Annotated in this window: 21 protein-coding genes and 3 pseudogenes; 18 read left to right on the top strand and 6 right to left on the bottom strand. The window is 69.1% G+C overall.

What is annotated here, in order from left to right; translation table 11 throughout:
- Positions 1–44: 44 nt before the first annotated feature.
- The 4 genes from H0I39_RS01910 to H0I39_RS01895 are packed head-to-tail and all read right to left on the bottom strand — an operon-like array spanning position 45 to position 1,073.
- Complete coding sequence (locus tag H0I39_RS01910) at positions 45–344, bottom strand: helix-turn-helix domain-containing protein (protein WP_180549381.1); 300 nt, start codon at positions 342–344, stop codon at positions 45–47.
- Positions 341–577, bottom strand: a complete 237-nt coding sequence (locus tag H0I39_RS01905) for a hypothetical protein (protein WP_180549380.1) — start codon at positions 575–577, stop codon at positions 341–343. The genes H0I39_RS01910 and H0I39_RS01905 overlap by 4 nt, the downstream gene beginning before the upstream one ends.
- On the bottom strand, positions 574–936 hold the full coding sequence (locus tag H0I39_RS01900) for a hypothetical protein (RefSeq protein WP_180549379.1): 363 nt from the start codon (positions 934–936) through the stop codon (positions 574–576). The genes H0I39_RS01905 and H0I39_RS01900 overlap by 4 nt, the downstream gene beginning before the upstream one ends.
- A complete protein-coding gene (locus H0I39_RS01895) occupies positions 927–1,073 on the bottom strand; it encodes a hypothetical protein (RefSeq protein WP_180549378.1) in 147 nt (48 codons plus the stop codon). Before H0I39_RS01895 ends, H0I39_RS01900 begins: the two co-directional genes overlap by 10 nt.
- Before the next feature lie 155 nt (positions 1,074–1,228).
- Between H0I39_RS01895 and H0I39_RS01890 the strand changes: the two genes are divergently transcribed.
- The gene (locus H0I39_RS01890) at positions 1,229–1,456 is read left to right on the top strand and encodes a hypothetical protein (RefSeq protein ID WP_180549377.1); all 228 of its coding nucleotides are present in this window, start codon (positions 1,229–1,231) and stop codon (positions 1,454–1,456) included.
- 307 nt (positions 1,457–1,763) lie between these two features.
- On the opposite strand, the gene H0I39_RS21365 is transcribed toward H0I39_RS01890, so the two are convergent.
- Positions 1,764–1,904, bottom strand: coding sequence for a helix-turn-helix domain-containing protein (locus H0I39_RS21365; protein ID WP_257645560.1), 141 nt, complete (start codon positions 1,902–1,904; stop codon positions 1,764–1,766).
- Between the two features lie 280 nt (positions 1,905–2,184).
- Between H0I39_RS21365 and H0I39_RS01880 the strand changes: the two genes are divergently transcribed.
- From H0I39_RS01880 to H0I39_RS01810, 17 genes and pseudogenes are all read left to right on the top strand, one after another.
- Complete coding sequence (locus H0I39_RS01880) at positions 2,185–2,805, top strand: hypothetical protein (RefSeq protein ID WP_180549376.1); 621 nt, start codon at positions 2,185–2,187, stop codon at positions 2,803–2,805.
- A gap of 31 nt (positions 2,806–2,836) precedes the next feature.
- A complete protein-coding gene (locus H0I39_RS01875; protein ID WP_180549375.1) occupies positions 2,837–2,980 on the top strand; it encodes a DUF4124 domain-containing protein in 144 nt (47 codons plus the stop codon).
- A 71-nt stretch (positions 2,981–3,051) separates the two neighbouring features.
- Positions 3,052–3,480 carry a hypothetical protein gene (locus H0I39_RS01870; protein WP_180549374.1) on the top strand — a complete coding sequence of 143 codons (429 nt, stop codon included), beginning with the start codon at positions 3,052–3,054 and terminating at the stop codon, positions 3,478–3,480.
- A gap of 22 nt (positions 3,481–3,502) precedes the next feature.
- A complete protein-coding gene (locus H0I39_RS01865) occupies positions 3,503–3,676 on the top strand; it encodes a hypothetical protein (RefSeq protein ID WP_180549373.1) in 174 nt (57 codons plus the stop codon).
- 175 nt (positions 3,677–3,851) lie between these two features.
- Positions 3,852–4,250, top strand: a complete 399-nt coding sequence (locus H0I39_RS01860; protein ID WP_180549372.1) for a hypothetical protein — start codon at positions 3,852–3,854, stop codon at positions 4,248–4,250.
- A 363-nt stretch (positions 4,251–4,613) separates the two neighbouring features.
- Positions 4,614–4,960: pseudogene (locus H0I39_RS23850) on the top strand (putative holin).
- Positions 4,961–4,977: 17 nt separating this feature from the next.
- Positions 4,978–5,619: a transglycosylase SLT domain-containing protein gene (locus tag H0I39_RS01850; protein WP_257645559.1), complete on the top strand. Its 642-nt coding sequence runs from the start codon at positions 4,978–4,980 to the stop codon at positions 5,617–5,619.
- Entirely contained in the window at positions 5,616–6,179 is a 564-nt protein-coding gene (locus H0I39_RS01845) for a hypothetical protein (protein WP_180549371.1), read from the top strand. Before H0I39_RS01850 ends, H0I39_RS01845 begins: the two co-directional genes overlap by 4 nt.
- Positions 6,179–6,568: a hypothetical protein gene (locus H0I39_RS01840; RefSeq protein ID WP_180549370.1), complete on the top strand. Its 390-nt coding sequence runs from the start codon at positions 6,179–6,181 to the stop codon at positions 6,566–6,568. Before H0I39_RS01845 ends, H0I39_RS01840 begins: the two co-directional genes overlap by 1 nt.
- On the top strand, positions 6,555–6,866 hold the full coding sequence (locus H0I39_RS01835) for a hypothetical protein (protein ID WP_180549369.1): 312 nt from the start codon (positions 6,555–6,557) through the stop codon (positions 6,864–6,866). Before H0I39_RS01840 ends, H0I39_RS01835 begins: the two co-directional genes overlap by 14 nt.
- Before the next feature lie 6 nt (positions 6,867–6,872).
- Positions 6,873–7,444, top strand: a pseudogene (locus H0I39_RS23845) (phage protein Gp27 family protein).
- A complete protein-coding gene (locus tag H0I39_RS21340; protein WP_257645557.1) occupies positions 7,434–7,916 on the top strand; it encodes a terminase large subunit domain-containing protein in 483 nt (160 codons plus the stop codon). The pseudogene H0I39_RS23845 and the gene H0I39_RS21340 overlap by 11 nt, the downstream one beginning before the upstream one ends.
- Before the next feature lie 8 nt (positions 7,917–7,924).
- A complete protein-coding gene (locus H0I39_RS01825; protein ID WP_308645737.1) occupies positions 7,925–8,839 on the top strand; it encodes a phage terminase large subunit family protein in 915 nt (304 codons plus the stop codon).
- A 5-nt stretch (positions 8,840–8,844) separates the two neighbouring features.
- Positions 8,845–9,990: a DUF935 domain-containing protein gene (locus H0I39_RS01820; protein ID WP_257645556.1), complete on the top strand. Its 1,146-nt coding sequence runs from the start codon at positions 8,845–8,847 to the stop codon at positions 9,988–9,990.
- Positions 9,991–10,019: 29 nt separating this feature from the next.
- Positions 10,020–10,463 carry a hypothetical protein gene (locus tag H0I39_RS21335; RefSeq protein ID WP_444547281.1) on the top strand — a complete coding sequence of 148 codons (444 nt, stop codon included), beginning with the start codon at positions 10,020–10,022 and terminating at the stop codon, positions 10,461–10,463.
- Positions 10,456–11,163, top strand: coding sequence for a phage head morphogenesis protein (locus H0I39_RS01815; protein WP_180549368.1), 708 nt, complete (start codon positions 10,456–10,458; stop codon positions 11,161–11,163). Before H0I39_RS21335 ends, H0I39_RS01815 begins: the two co-directional genes overlap by 8 nt.
- A 7-nt stretch (positions 11,164–11,170) precedes the next feature.
- On the top strand, positions 11,171–11,617 hold the full coding sequence (locus H0I39_RS01810) for a phage virion morphogenesis protein (protein WP_180549367.1): 447 nt from the start codon (positions 11,171–11,173) through the stop codon (positions 11,615–11,617).
- 302 nt (positions 11,618–11,919) lie between these two features.
- Here H0I39_RS01810 and fusA read toward each other — a convergent pair.
- A pseudogene (gene fusA, locus H0I39_RS01805) lies at positions 11,920–13,937 on the bottom strand (elongation factor G).
- Positions 13,938–14,012 lie beyond the last annotated feature (75 nt).

The following is a 14,012-nucleotide window of genomic DNA, read 5'->3' as shown; positions in this document are numbered from 1 at the left end:
TGGATTCAGGCGTCGGTTGGTTGAAGAAAAGAAAATGGCGCGGCTCATTGGCCGGTCATGGATCGGCGCATGTCGTCGTAGCGCCGGGTGATGCGGTCGAAATCAGCCATCACGCGGAAGGCCAGGCGCGTGAAGTCGGGCCTGGGGAAGAAGCGGCCGGTCTGTTCGTCCTTGCGTGCCCAGCCCTTTTCAATCAGCTGCGCCATGGCGCGCGTGATGTTGGGGGCGCTGGTTTTGACTGCCTCGGCCAGCTCGCCGTTGGTGGCGCCGGTGGCGGCGTAGCCGCACAGGGCCTCCAGCACGTCGAGGGTGCGCAGGGTGAGGTTGCGGGTGTCCTGGCTCATGCCGCGGCCTCCTCGGGGTAGCCGCTGGGCAGGAACTCGGTCACCTCGGCGCCGTGCAGGCGCGGCGGCGGGTCGGCCCGGGCGGCCTGCTCGACCAGGCGCAAGGCCAGATCGCGCGCCTGCGCGGGGCTGAGCACGACCTGGTGCGCGCGGCCCAGGTGCATGCTGGTGACGATGACGCAGCCGCGGCGGGTGTCGACCGCGCTGATGTGGGGCGTGAAGACGTCGGTCATGGCGCAAAGTCCAGCTCGGGCTGGCTGAAGCCAGCCACGTTGATGTGGTGATGGGCCACGCTCTCCAGGTGAGAGCGCAGGGCGTCGAGCACCGGCGCCGGGTCGGTGGCGCCGTTGCTCTTGTAGAAGTCGCGCAGCAGCTGCACGGCCTGGCTGAACTGGGTGGCCAGGGCCACCATGTCGTCCTCGTCGCCGGCCTTGCCCACGGGCATGTCCACCAGCAGGCGCCGCTCGTGCATGGCCATCCAGCGCGTGACCAGGTTGATGCCACACACGTTCTGGTAGGTGGTGAGCAGCACGGCGGGGAAGCGGCCGGACTCGATCCACTTGTAGAGCGACCAGTGGTCGTTCAGCCCCATGTCGGTGGCGATGCGCTCGACGCTGAGGTTCCGGCCTCGCGGGCGTGCTCCTTGCAGCCTTCGAGCGCGGCGCGCAGCGTGGTGGGCTGGTAGGTCTTCCAGAACTTGCGGCGGCTTGGAGACAGGCGCGCGCTCATGCCGCACCGCCTTCCAAACAAATCGCCGGCGTGGGGCTGGTGGCGCCGCGGGCGGCGGCCAACAATGACCGCATCGAAGTCAACCAGGAGCGATTCATGACCGACCCCAGAAAGAACACCACCTGGCGCAGCTGCGGCGCGAGAGCGACCGCTACGTGCTGCAGGCCCACGGCTCAATGCTCGACGCGCACGCGCAGATGTGGCTGGCGCTGGCGCGCGCGCTGGACGCCGCAGGCGTGCTGAGCGCCGATGCGCTGGCGCAGCAGCTGCAGGAGCATGCGCAGCGGGCGCCGGATGATGCGGGCTGGTTCTACACGTTGCTGGATGCGGCGCGGTGGCTGCGGGAGCCGGCTTCCAGTGATCCAGAAAGCCGGGTTCGGTGAGCGCGCGGCGGCGGATGTCGGCCGCGATGGCGCGGGCCATCTCGGGCGAGCGGTCGCCGAGGTCGTAGTTGCCGCGCTCGTCGCGCCGCACCTGCGGCGTGATGGCGTGCACCTTGGCGCTCGCGCCCATCACGGGGCGCCCGCGACGAAGCCGAGCGGGTTGCGCCGCGGTGTAGGATGCTGCGGAATCATGGCGCGCCTCACGCCACCGCTGCCAGGCGCAGGTCGCCGGCGTCGCCCTTGAACACCTGGCCGCGCTTGAGGCCAAGTTCGACGGCGATGTTGTGCGCGTCGCCGCGCAGGCATTTCAGGCGGGGTTGCGGTCATCGTCGTTGACGATGGCGATGACCATGTTGGGGCTGTAGCCACGCTGGCGCGCCCAGGCCGAGTACGGCACGCCGCTGGCGGCGAACTCGTCCCGGATCTGCTGGCGGGTTTTGAGGGCCATGGCGGGTCCTGTTTTCTGTGCAGCAGTTGGCGCTGTCGCACGGGTTGTTGAGTTTTGGTGAAGCGAATGTTAGTCCAGCAAACTGGACTTGCAAAGTAGTTGAGTGCAGAAAATGGGTGTTGGCGCGCGCATCAAGGCAGAGCGGGAGCGGCTGGGATTTACCCAGCCCGCATTCGCTGGGCTTGGCGCTTCGTCGAAGAACAGCCAGATCGCGTGGGAAAAGGAGAGCGCGTTTCCGAACGCCGCTGTACTGGCAGCGTGGGCTGCTCAAGGCGCTGACGTGCTTTACATCCTCACGGGCGAGCGTTCGGCCACGGCGCTATCGCCCGAAGAGCAGACGCTGCTCGCCTACTACCGCGATGCCCCCGCGGCGGTGCGACGCGCGGCGATGGGCGCCCTGGTGGGCGGCGCTCTGCCTGGCGGCATGACGATGACGCAAAGCGGCGGCGGCGTGCAGGTGGGCCACAGCAGCGGCCCAGTGACGGTGGGCGCGCCTGCGCCCGCAAGCGAAAAACGGGCTGACATGGGCACGCAGCTCGACGCGTTGATGGCGCTGCTGCGGCGGGTGCTGGCGCGCGTGGGCTGGCGGCTGGATCAATCGGGCTCGGGCACGCAGATCGGCCAGGTGCGCGGCAACGTCTACGTGTACCACCAGCGGGCGCCAGAGCCAGCCGAGCAGCCCGCGCCACCCGCCCAGCCCACGGTGCCCGACGTGCTGGCGCTGCTGGATGCGCTGGATGCCTACGCCGGCAAGCGCCAGCGGGTGCTGGAGTGGGCGGCGGCCAACGTGGGCACCAGCTACGTCAAGGGTATGAGCGAGCTGGGCCTGCGCCGCACCTACGGCTACGCGCTGGCCACACGGAGAACTGCCGCGCCGAGGATGAGCGGCGCGCCACGTTGAGCAACAGCTATCGGAAGAGGAGTAACGGAAGATGATCAAGACACCACCGCTCGCGCTGGCCGCACTGGCCTTGCTGTGCTCGCCGGCCTGGGCCCAGAACAAGTGCGAGGGGCCCGACGGCCGCATCACCTATTCGGATGCCCCTGCGCCACGTCGCACAAGGCCGAAGAGGTGAAGGTTTGGGACAGCAACCTGGGCGGGCGCGCGCGGGCCGGGGCCTGGGAGTTTCGGCGCAGCAAGGACGATATGACGGGCAAGACGGCGTGCCTGATCATTTCGCCGGTGACTTCACCAGACCCCACGAAGGGCGGCGACTTCAAGTTCATCCCGGCGCATCTGGTGATATCGGTGAGCGAGTCCGGTTCGACGTTCGGGGTGCGCACCAGCACCGACAAGGACACCTTCCACAACAACTTGAATGGCATGGGGGTCAAGCTGGACAACCTCGACTTCGTGCCGCTGGACGTCAAGGGCGGGCAGCATGTGGTGGGCAGCAGCCAGGGGCCGAAGATTCTGGAAGCGCTGCCCAAGGCGCGCAATGCGCGACTGCGCCTTCGGTTCTGGCCCTACGACACGCTGTACGACACACTGCCGATCAACACCTCGGGCTATGCGGGCGCAGCCGAGCGAGCCAAGCAGTGCGCAGAATCATTGAGCCGGCCGGCCGCCAACTAGGCGCTACCGATAAGGAAAAAACATGGCCACCGACAAGAACGCGCCGCCGCCACCGCCGCCGCCACCGCCACCACCGCCGCCACCACTCAATGAGTCGACCGGCTCTGCCGCGCTGACGTATGTGACGCGCAATGTGGCGCCGCCGCCCGCGCCGCCTGCGCCGCCGCCCGCGCCGCCTGCGCCACCAAGAAAGTAGTCCGCAGCCCGTTGCCGCTTGGCCGCAACACCGGAACAATGGTGGGCATGAGCACAAGCACTGTTGAACACGATGCGTCCCCGAAGCCTACGAGACGGGCTGGCGGCAAAGGTGGGAGCTGGTCAACTGGGCCCGCATCACTTTCCGCTACCACCGCAAGCGGCAGCGTTTTGACGTGTGCGACAAGCTTGTCCAGGCCACGGCTCTGACCGGCGGCGTGCTGGTGGCAGGCAAGGCCTTGGCCGATCACCTGCCGCTGCTGGGTAGCGTCATTGCCTTCAGCGGGTTGATGGCGCTGTTGTTTGGCTTTTCTGAACGGCGTCAGTCCTACAAGGAGCTGGCCGAGCAGGCCATGGCGCTGCAAGGCGAGATCGTGGCCGTGCCTGCAGCCGAGCTGACGCCGGCCAGACTGGCGGAATGGGACGCCAGGCGCTGCGCCATTGACCTGAAAGAGCCGCCGAACCTGAAGACGCTGGTGGCCATGTGCGAGTGGGAACAGGCGGTGGCCGATGGCCACCCGGAACACTGCGCGCGCCCAACATGGTGGCAACAGGCGTACATGCATTTCGTGTAACGCGGCCAGGCGGGCGCCTACCCCGCGTCGACGCGCATTTCACCAAGCCACGTTCTGCGTGGCTTTTTCTTGGTCTGCTACGCCATTCACGGCGCATCTACAAAGCGCTTTAGTTGGCCCGCCTCGCGCGCGCGCGGCAAAGTGCCCGCATGGCCACCGACCCCGGCGACGAGCACCACCACTGCGCAAGCTGCGCGCACTTCTCGCGCGAGCGCTCCAACCTGTCTCACCTGGGGTTCGGCCACTGTGTGCACGTGCCGACGTGGCGCCATTTCAGCGCCAGCGCGCCGTGCACGTTTGTTCCCTCTCGATGGAGACCTGGACGTGCCCGACCTTCTGAACCTGTTTTCGCGCCGCTGGCGCATGACGGATTGGCTTCTGGTGGCCTTGGGGCTGGCGCTGCTGGTGTGGCTGATGGCGCCGCAGCAGCTGCCGGTGAGCGTGTACAAGCTGAGCCTGGTGGCCATGGCGGCCGTGGCCGGATATTGGATTGACCGCAGCCTGTTCCCTACGCGCGGCCGGACTGCTTTCAGGCCGACGAGGACAACGCCGAGGAGGTGCCGGCGCCGGGCAGTCCCGAGTGCGGCACCGACGACGTGTGCGTGCTTGGCGTGGTGAGCGAGGCCAACCCCAGGCTGATGGCTGCGGCCATGCTGCGCCGCGCGATCATCGTGGCGGCGGCCATGCTGGCGATGGGGCTGGGGGCCTGATGCTGTCAAGGCGAGCCATGCGCGCGCTGGCGGGGCCGGCGTGCACGCTGATCGCGGCCCTGCTGGTGTTGATGGCGGCAGGCATGTGGTCGATGGTGCGCGGGCAGGTGCAGCCGCCGCAAGCGGCCGCGCGCTACAAGTTGACGCTGCTGCGCGAGGCGCACAGCCAGTGGGGCCTGGATGCACCCGTGGCCGCTTTCGCCGCGCAGGTGCACCAGGAGAGCGGCTGGCGCGCCGATGCGGTGAGCCACGTGGGTGCGAGCGGCATGGCGCAATTCATGCCGGCCACCGCGCGCTGGTGGTGCGAGCGCACGAGCACGCCCACGGCCGACTGCCTGCCGCACAACCCGACCTGGGCGCTGCGCGCGCTGGTGGGCTACGACAAGTTTCTGTACGACCGCGCACCGGCGCGCTTCAACCGGTTTGACCGCCTGTGGCTGGCCTTGCGTGGCTACAACGGCGGTGAGGGCCACTGGCAGGCGGAGGCGCGCAGTACCGGGCTGCGCGCGCCCACGATTGCCGAGATTGACAGGGCGTGCGGCCAGGCCCGCCGCGCGCCCGTGCATTGCCGCGAGAACCTGCATTACCCGCGCCGGATTCTGCTGGAGCTGCAGCCGCGCTATGCGGGCTGGGGCGCAGTGTGGAGCCCGCAACCATGACCGCCGCGCTGTGGCTGCTGGCCAAGGCCCTGGCCGCCGCCGCGCTGGTGGGCGCGCTGCTGCTGGGCGTGCGCAGCTGCCAGGAGCACTACCGCGAGCAGGGCCGCGAGGAGGTCCGCACCGAGTGGAGCAGCGCCGACAACCAACGCGAGCTCGAGGAGCGCGAGGCAGTGATCGACAAGCAGCGCGCCGAGCGCGCCGAAGAGCAGCGCATGGCGCGCGAGAAGGTGAAGAAGGACCATGAACAAGCCCAACGTGAAAAGCGCCTGCTGGATCGCGCTGTTGCTGCCGAGCACACTGCTGATGGGCTGCGCGACACCATCGCCCAGCGCGACGCCGAGAGCCGTGTTCGACGTGCCCAAGGCACGTGCGCCGCTGCCGAGCGCGAGGCTGATGACGCGGCCACGGCCCGAGGATTACTCGGCGCGTGCGCAGGCCGATACACAGAGCTGGCGGCAGAGGCTGGGCGGCTCGCCGACCAGGTGATGGGCCTGCAGGACCACATCGTGGTGGTGCAGCCCGAGGCGGCGGCGCTGTTGTCTGAGATCGGGGGCGAGTGATGCAGATCACGCTGGATTTGTGGCACCTGATTTCGCTGTTGATCACGGTGCTGGGGGCGAGCGCTGCGGGCGGCAAGCTGTTGCTGGCGCAGACGCAGCGGCACCTGGACCACCGTTTCGATGTGCAGGAGAAGGCTCGCTCGGACAACCACGATGCGCTGTCGGGCCGGCTGGACCGCATGGAGTCGGTGGCGCGCGAGGAGATGGACAACTGGCGCCGCATCGAGCGCGATCTGCTGGCGCTCAAGGCCGACATGCCGCTGCATTACGTGAGGCGCGAGGACTACATCCGCGGTCAGAGCGTGATCGAGGCCAAGCTGGATGCGCTGGGCAGCAAGTTGGAAGCCGCGCAGCTGCGCGCGGTGGGAGCGAGTGATGCAAAACATTGACACGGCGCGCATCCGGCGCGAGAGCCTGCGCTGGCTGGTGATGCTGACGCTGAACAACGCGCGCCCGCTGGGCGCCCCGGAGGCACTGCTGCTGCCGGTGGCGCAGAGCGTGTACGCCGACGCCACGCCGCTGGAGCTGCGGCGCGAGCTGGAGTATCTGCACGAACGTGAGCTGGTGCGGGTGGAGCGCCGCCCTGACGGGCCGTGGCACGCGAGCCTGACGCGGCATGGCGTGGACGTGGCCGAGTACACGGTCGATTGCGAGCCGGGCATTGCGCGCCCGGCCAGGTACTGGTGACCGGGCATGGCACGCAAGAGCAGCATCAGCCGGCTGCCGGCCGAGATCAAGAGCTACATCGAAGCGATGCTGGCCACCGGCGCGCAGACGCTGGATGAGCTGATCGCCGACCTGCAGGCGCGTTACCCGGCCGAGGCGAACGCGGGGCAGCTGCCCAGCCGCAGCGCCGTGCACCGCTACGGCCAGAAGCTGGACCGGCGCCTGGCCGCGATCAAGGCCAGCACCGAGGCCGCACGGCTGATCAGCGAGCAGGCGGGCGACAGCAGGACGCGCGCAGCGAGGCGCTGACGGCGCTGGTGCAGACGGAGCTGTTCGAGGCCATTCTGGCGCTGCAGGAAGCGGACGATTCCGATGTCGACACGTCTGAGCGTGTGGGGCTGCTGAGCAGCGCGGCCAAGAACATCGCCACGCTGAGCCGCAGCTCGGTCAACCTGAAGCTGTTTCAAGCCAAGGTGGAGGAAGAGACGCGCAAGCGCGTGCTGGAAGAGCAGCGCAAGAAGCTGGACGAACTGGGCCGGACGGGTGATGTGGCGCCCGAGATGCTGGCGCGGGTGATCAAGGCGGCGTATGACCTCTGAGCCTGTCGCCACCGCCAGCCCGGCGCTGCAGCTGTACGACTACCAGCGCCGCTGGGTGCAGGACGAGTCGCGCTTCAAGATCGCCATGTTCGCGCGCCAGTGCGGCAAGACCTTCACCAGCACGCTGGAGATCGTGCTGGACTGCCTGCGCGCCGAAAGCCAGGGCCAGCGGCGGCGCTGGGTGATCCTCAGCCGCGGCGAGCGCCAGGCGCGCGAGGCCATGAACGAGGGCGTGAAGCTGCACCTGCGGGGCATGCAGGCGGGCTTCAAGGAGTACGAGACGCCGTTCGACGCCAGCGTGCGCAGCCTGGAGGTGGAGCTGCCGGGCAGCAGCAAGATCACCGCGCTGCCGGCCAACCCGGACACGGCGCGCGGCTTCAGCGCCAACGTGCTGCTGGACGAATTTGCCTTTCACCAGGACAGCCGGGCGATCTGGCGCGCGCTGTTTCCGGTGATCTCAAGCCCGGCCTGAAGCTGCGCGTGATCAGCACGCCCAACGGCAAGGGCAACAAGTTCTTCGAGCTGATGACGGGCAAGGACGATGGCTGGAGCCGGCACAGCACCGACATCTACCAGGCGGTGGCCGATGGCCTGCCGCGCGACATCGAGGAGCTGCGCCGCGGCGCCGGCGATGAAGACCTGTGGGCGCAGGAGTTCGAGCTGAAGTGGCTGGACGAGGCCAGCGCCTGGCTGAGCTACGAGCTGATTCACGCCTGCGAGGACGATCTGGCCGGCCTGCCGCAGCACTACACGGGCGGGCCGTGCTACGTGGGCGTGGACATCGGCGCGCGCAACGACCTGTTCGTGATCTGGGTGATCGAGCAGGTGGGCGACGTGTACTGGACGCGCGAGATCATCGCCCGCAAGCGGGTCAGCTTTACCCAGCAGGACACGCTGCTGGCCGAGGTGTTCGAGCGCTACCGCGTGCTGCGCGCCTGCATGGACCAGACCGGCATGGGCGAGAAGCCCGTCGAGGACGCGCAGCGCCGCCACGGCTCCAGCCGCGTGGAGGGCGTGCTGTTCACCGCGCCCAACAAGCTGACGCTGGCCACGCTGGGCAAGGAGGCTTTCGAGGACCGGCGCATCCGCATTCCGGCCGGCGACAACGTGCTGCGCGCCGACCTGCACAAGCTGCGCAAGGAAACCGGCCCCACCGGCGCGCCGCGCTTTGTGGCCGAGAGCGACAGCGCCGGCCACGCCGACCGCACCTGGGCAGCGTTTCTGGCGCTGAACGCGGCGGCGGGCACGGGCGGGCCGATTGAATGGCGCGCCGTGCCCACCCACCCGCGCGGCTTCGACAACCTGACGGGCACGGCGCCGCGCTTTGCGATGCGCGCCGAGCAGCAGTACGCGGGCGATGACCTGTCGCCGCCCGAAAGCGCAGCCACCTGGTAGACGACATGGCCACATCACGCATCCTCGGTCCCGACGGGCAGCCCATGAAAATGCCCGATCTGCAGACGCCGCAAACGGCGCACCTGACGGCGCTGCAGCGCGAGCTGCAGGCGCACCCCACGCGCGGGCTCACGCCGAGCCGGCTGGCCACGATCCTGGACGCGGCCGAGCAAGGTGAATTGACGGCGCAGTTCGAGCTGTTCGAGGACATGGAGGAGAAGGACGGCCACATTGCCAGCGAGATGAACAAGCGCCGCCGCGCCTGCATCCTGGAATGGGAGGTGGTGCCGCCTCAGAAGTCGCCCACGCCGGCCGAGGCCAAGGCCGCGGCGCAGCTGGACGAGCTGCTGCAGGAGATCCCCGACTTCGAAGACGTGCTGTTCGATGTGACCGACGCCATCGGCAAGGGCTTTGCCTGCCTGGAGATCGAGTGGCACCGCGTGGAGCGCTTCTGGCTGCCCAAGACCATCACGCACCGGCCGCAGTCGTGGTTCGTGCTGCACCGCGGCTACCGGCAGGAGCTGCGCCTGCGCACGCACCAGCACGTGGACGGCGTGCCGGGCCAGGCGCTGCAGCCCTTCGGCTGGCTGACCCACGTGCACAAGGCCAAGAGCGGATACCTGGAGCGCTCGGCGCTGTTCCGCCAGCTGGTGTGGACCTACCTGTTCAAGAACTACAGCGTGGGTGACCTGGCCGAGTTTCTGGAGATCTACGGCATTCCGCTGCGCGTCGGCCGCTACCCCACCAGCGCCAGCGAGGCCGAGAAGCTGACGCTGCTGCGCGCGCTGGCGGCCATCGGGCACAACGCGGCGGGGATCATCCCCGAGGGGATGATGATGGAGTTCCACAACGCCGCCACGGGCGACCCGAAGGCGTTCGAGCTGATGATCAACTGGTGCGAGCGCAACCAGAGCAAGGTGATTCTGGGCGCCACGCTGACCAGCGGCGCCGATGGCAAGTCGAGCACGCACGCGCTGGGCAAGATCCACGACGAGGTGCGCAAGGACCTGCGCGATGCCGACGTACGGCAGCTCAACACCACGCTCACGCGCGACCTGGTCTACGCCGTGGCGGCGCTGAACGGTCTGGCGCCGGAGGGCCGCGGCGCAGCCCGCAGTTCCAGCTCAACGCGCAGGAGACCGAGGACCTGACGGCCTACTCGGAGGCGCTGCCCAAGCTGGTGAGCATCGGCGTGCAGCCGACGGTGAAGTGGGCGCACGAGAAGCTGGGCATTCCAATGCCGCAGGACGGCGAGCCGGTGCTGCAGCAGCCCGCGCAGCCGATGCCGTTTGGCCTGGCCGGCCTGCGCGCGGCCTGGCCGGCCGATGCGCCGCTGGCGGCCCTGGCTGCCGCCACGCCAGGCGCCGCGGCCACGCCACCGCAGGCCATGGCGCAGCAGCTCGCCGCCGGCGCGGCGCCGGCCGTGACCGGCTGGCTGGCGCAGATTCGCGCCCTGGTGGAGCGTGCGCAAAGCCTGGACGACATCCGCAACGGGCTGGAGCAGCTGCTGCCCGACATGACGCTGGACCAGTACGCCGCGGCCATGGCCCAGGCGCTGGCGGCGGCGCAGCTGGCCGGCCGCTACGAGGTGCTGCAGGAAGCCGGAGGCCTGGGCGATGGCTGAGGTGGCCTACGGATCGTTGCCGTTCGGCGAGATGGTGAGGTTTTTCCTGCGCAAGCTGAACCTGCCCACCGAGCATTGGACCGACATCTACACGCGCGAGCACGATTGGGCGTTCGTGGTGGCCGGCGCCAACCGCGACGCGCTGGTGGCCGACTTTCGCGCGGCTGTCGATAAGGCCATCGCCGAAGGCGGCACGCTGGAGGATTTCCGCCGCGACTTCGACCGCATCGTGGCCACGCACGGCTGGGACTACAACGGCGGGCGCGACTGGCGCAGCCGCGTGATCTACGAGACCAACCTCAACACCGCCTACGCCGCCGGCCGCTACGAGCAGCTGCAGGCGGCGCCGTACTGGCAGTACGTGCACGCTGACTGGGTGACCAACCCGCGCCACCAGCACCTGGCTTGGGACGGCCTGGTGCTGCGCCGTGATGACCCCTGGTGGCAGACGCACTATCCGCCCAACGGCTGGGGCTGCCAGTGCAGCGTGCGCGGCCTGTGGCCCCGCGATCTGGCCGCCATGGGCAAGGACGGCCCGGACGAGGCGCCCGAAGTGCACCTGGTCGAGCGCCTGATCGGCCAGCGCAACCCGCGCGGCCCGCGCCTGGTGCTGGTGCCGGCGGGCATCGACCCCGGCTTTGAGTACATCCCCGGCAGCAGCCGCCAGCGCGGTGCGGCCCAGGGCAACATGGGCCAGTGAGGCAGGGATGGCCGGCACAAGCATCAGCATCGACACCCGCGCGCTGGATGGCCTCAAGACCAGCCTGCGCCTGATGGCCACTGGCGTGCGCGACACCCGCACGCTGATGCCGCGGCTGGGCGAATACCTGCAGCGCAGCACGCAGGAGCGCTTCAGGACCCAGACCGACCCGGACGGCGGCGCGTGGGCCGCGCTGCAGCCCCGCACGCGCGAGCGCAAGCGCCACAACCGCGACAAAATCCTGACGCAGCGCGGCTACCTGCGCAAGCACATCTACTACCAGGTGACCGCGCCCGGCCGGGTGGAGGTGTTCAGCGACCGGGTGTACGCCGCCACGCACCAGTTCGGCCGCGGTAACATCCCCGCCAGGCCGTTCCTCGGCATCAGCCGCCGCGACACCGAAGAAATTGGCGCCATCGTGCGCGACTGGGCGGCAGAATTCGGCTTCAACTGACCGTCGCGCCAAATTTGCACACAGCGCAACTCATTTGCAGACGGCCATCCCACCACATTCCGGCCAGTCCCCTCAAATCCCGATTTATCGCACCCGTGGCCGGTGAAATATCTCAGTTCCGTTCAACCGCAGCGTAGACGCGCGCGCGGGTGCGCGCAAGGCCCGCGGGGGTGAATTTCGTCATGTCGAGTCCCCCAGAAGGCGTATGGCGGATGGCATAGACGCGGCACCACCGGACCGTGCGGCCGCGGCGGCCGCCTGCACCCGGTGCCACGCGGGTCCTGCGCCGCGACCGGCAGCGCTCAGTCCTCGTCCTGCACCTTGTGCTGGCTCGTCAACTGCTGCTGCACCTGCGGCGGAACGATTTCGTAGTGCGCCAGCGCCAGCGCATACGCGCCCTGGCCGGCGGTCATGGCGTTCAGGCGGCTCTGGTAATCGGCCAGTTCGGCCATCGGCACCTGGCCGGTCACGGTCATCTGTCCCAGCTTGCCCGAGTCGGTGCCGCTGACCATGCCGCGGCGCGCTGACAGATCGCCGGTGATGGCGCCCACGGCACCTTCAGGCGCGGTGATGTGCACACGCGCGATGGGCTCCAGCACCACCGGCCGGGCATCGCGGATGGCCGCCTGGAAGGCGCGCTTGCCGGCGGTGACGAAGGCGATCTCCTTGCTGTCCACCGCGTGGTGCTTGCCGTCGTGCACGATCACGCGCACGTCCTGCACCGGGTAGCCGGCGATGACGCCTTCGGCCAGCGCCTCGCGCACGCCTTTTTCGACCGCGGGCATGAACTGGCCCGGAATGGTGCCGCCCTTGACCTGGTCGACGAACTCGAAGCCCGCGCCGCGCGGCAGCGGCTCGATGCGCAGGTGCACCTCGCCGAACTGGCCAGCACCGCCCGACTGCTTCTTGTGGCGGTATTGCGCGGCGGCGTTCTGCGTGATGGTCTCGCGGTAGGCGATGCGCGGCGGGTGCGTGTCGACCTCCAGCTTGTGCACCTCGCGCAGGCGCTCCAGCAACACGCGCAGGTGCAGTTCGCCCAGGCCGTAGACGATGGTCTCGTTGGTGGCCGGCACGTGCTCCACGCGCAGGCAGGGTCTTCGCTCACCAGCTTGCCCAGCAACTCCGACAGGCGCTGCTCGTCGCCACGCCGCTTGGGCGCGATGGCGATGCCGTGCACCGCCACCGGGAAGGGCAGGGGCTTGAGGTGGATGTGGCTGTCCTCGGCGGCGTCGTGCAGCACGGCGTCGTAGTGCAGCTCGTCAATCTTGGCCAGCGCGCAGATGTCGCCGGGGCCGGCGCTGGGCACCTCCACATGGCCCTTGCCCTGCTGCAGGTACAGGTGCGACACCTTGAACGGCTTGCGCCCATCGCCCACGTAGAGCTGCGTGCCCGGGCGGATGGTGCCCTGGTGCACGCGCACGAAGCCGAGCTTGCCGACGTAGGGGTCGATGCTGATCTTGAACACCTGGGCCAGCACGTGGGCATCGGGATCGGGCTGGGCGTGCATAAGCTCTGCGGCGTTGCCTTCGCCCCGGAAGAAGTCGGGAGGGTTGCCCTCGGCCGGGTTGGCCAGCAGACGGGTGACGATGTCCAGCAGTTCGCCCACGCCCGCGCCGCTGCGCGCCGAGACGAAGCAGACCGGCACCAGGTGGCCTTCGCGCAGCGCCTGCTCCAGCGGCGCGTGCAGCTCGGCGGCGTCGATGTCGCCCTCGTTCAGGTAGCGGTCGACGAAGTCGGCATCGACCTCCACCACCTGCTCGATGAGCGCGCGGTGTGCGTCGGCCACGGCGCCGAAATCGCTGTGGCCCTCGCGGTTGAAGAAGCAGTCCACCACCTTCGTGGCGCCGGCGTCGGGCAGGTTGACCGGCAGGCATTCCTTGCCGAAGGTGGCCTGGATGTCGGCCAGCAGGCGGGCCAGTTCGGCGCCCTCGGCGTCGATCTTGTTGACGATGATCAGGCGGTCCAGCTGCTGTTCGGCCGCGTAGTCCATCATGCGCTGCGCCATGGGCTCGATGCCGGCGGCGGCGTTGATGACGATGGCGGCGGTCTCCACCGCCTCCAGCGCCGGCAGGCTCTGGCCGATGAAGTCCAGCGCGCCGGGCGTGTCGATCAAGTGGATGCGGCAGCCGTCGTGCTCGGCGTGCATCACGCTGGATTGCAGCGAGTGGCCGGCCTTGATCTCCAGCGGATCGTGGTCGCTCACGGTGCTGCCGCGTTCCACGCTGCCGGCCGTGGCGATGGCGCCGGCGCGCTGCAGCAGCGCTTCGACGAGGGTGGTCTTGCCGGTGGCGGCGGGGCCGACCAAAGCCAGGGTGCGGATGCGTTCGACAGTGGGGGCACGGTTGAGGGCACGGTTCTTCTCCTTGCGATCCGCAGCGTAGAGCGACGGCGGCGC

This window comes from Ottowia beijingensis, from assembly GCF_013423955.1.
Lineage (GTDB): Bacteria > Pseudomonadota > Gammaproteobacteria > Burkholderiales > Burkholderiaceae_C > Ottowia > Ottowia beijingensis.
This window is presented reverse-complemented; position numbering and strand designations above follow the sequence as displayed.

Coding starts and splice junctions, on each gene's coding strand:
- H0I39_RS01910 (WP_180549381.1), bottom strand. CDS start 344: ATGAGCCAGGACACCCGCAACCTCACCCTGCGCACCCTCGACGTGCTG.
- H0I39_RS01905 (WP_180549380.1), bottom strand. CDS start 577: ATGACCGACGTCTTCACGCCCCACATCAGCGCGGTCGACACCCGCCGC.
- H0I39_RS01900 (WP_180549379.1), bottom strand. CDS start 936: ATGGGGCTGAACGACCACTGGTCGCTCTACAAGTGGATCGAGTCCGGC.
- H0I39_RS01895 (WP_180549378.1), bottom strand. CDS start 1,073: ATGAGCGCGCGCCTGTCTCCAAGCCGCCGCAAGTTCTGGAAGACCTAC.
- H0I39_RS21365 (WP_257645560.1), bottom strand. CDS start 1,904: ATGGCCCTCAAAACCCGCCAGCAGATCCGGGACGAGTTCGCCGCCAGC.
- H0I39_RS01875 (WP_180549375.1), top strand. CDS start 2,837: ATGATCAAGACACCACCGCTCGCGCTGGCCGCACTGGCCTTGCTGTGC.
- H0I39_RS01870 (WP_180549374.1), top strand. CDS start 3,052: ATGACGGGCAAGACGGCGTGCCTGATCATTTCGCCGGTGACTTCACCA.
- H0I39_RS01865 (WP_180549373.1), top strand. CDS start 3,503: ATGGCCACCGACAAGAACGCGCCGCCGCCACCGCCGCCGCCACCGCCA.
- H0I39_RS01850 (WP_257645559.1), top strand. CDS start 4,978: ATGCGCGCGCTGGCGGGGCCGGCGTGCACGCTGATCGCGGCCCTGCTG.
- H0I39_RS01845 (WP_180549371.1), top strand. CDS start 5,616: ATGACCGCCGCGCTGTGGCTGCTGGCCAAGGCCCTGGCCGCCGCCGCG.
- H0I39_RS01840 (WP_180549370.1), top strand. CDS start 6,179: ATGCAGATCACGCTGGATTTGTGGCACCTGATTTCGCTGTTGATCACG.
- H0I39_RS01835 (WP_180549369.1), top strand. CDS start 6,555: ATGCAAAACATTGACACGGCGCGCATCCGGCGCGAGAGCCTGCGCTGG.
- H0I39_RS21340 (WP_257645557.1), top strand. CDS start 7,434: ATGACCTCTGAGCCTGTCGCCACCGCCAGCCCGGCGCTGCAGCTGTAC.
- H0I39_RS01820 (WP_257645556.1), top strand. CDS start 8,845: ATGGCCACATCACGCATCCTCGGTCCCGACGGGCAGCCCATGAAAATG.
- H0I39_RS01815 (WP_180549368.1), top strand. CDS start 10,456: ATGGCTGAGGTGGCCTACGGATCGTTGCCGTTCGGCGAGATGGTGAGG.
- H0I39_RS01810 (WP_180549367.1), top strand. CDS start 11,171: ATGGCCGGCACAAGCATCAGCATCGACACCCGCGCGCTGGATGGCCTC.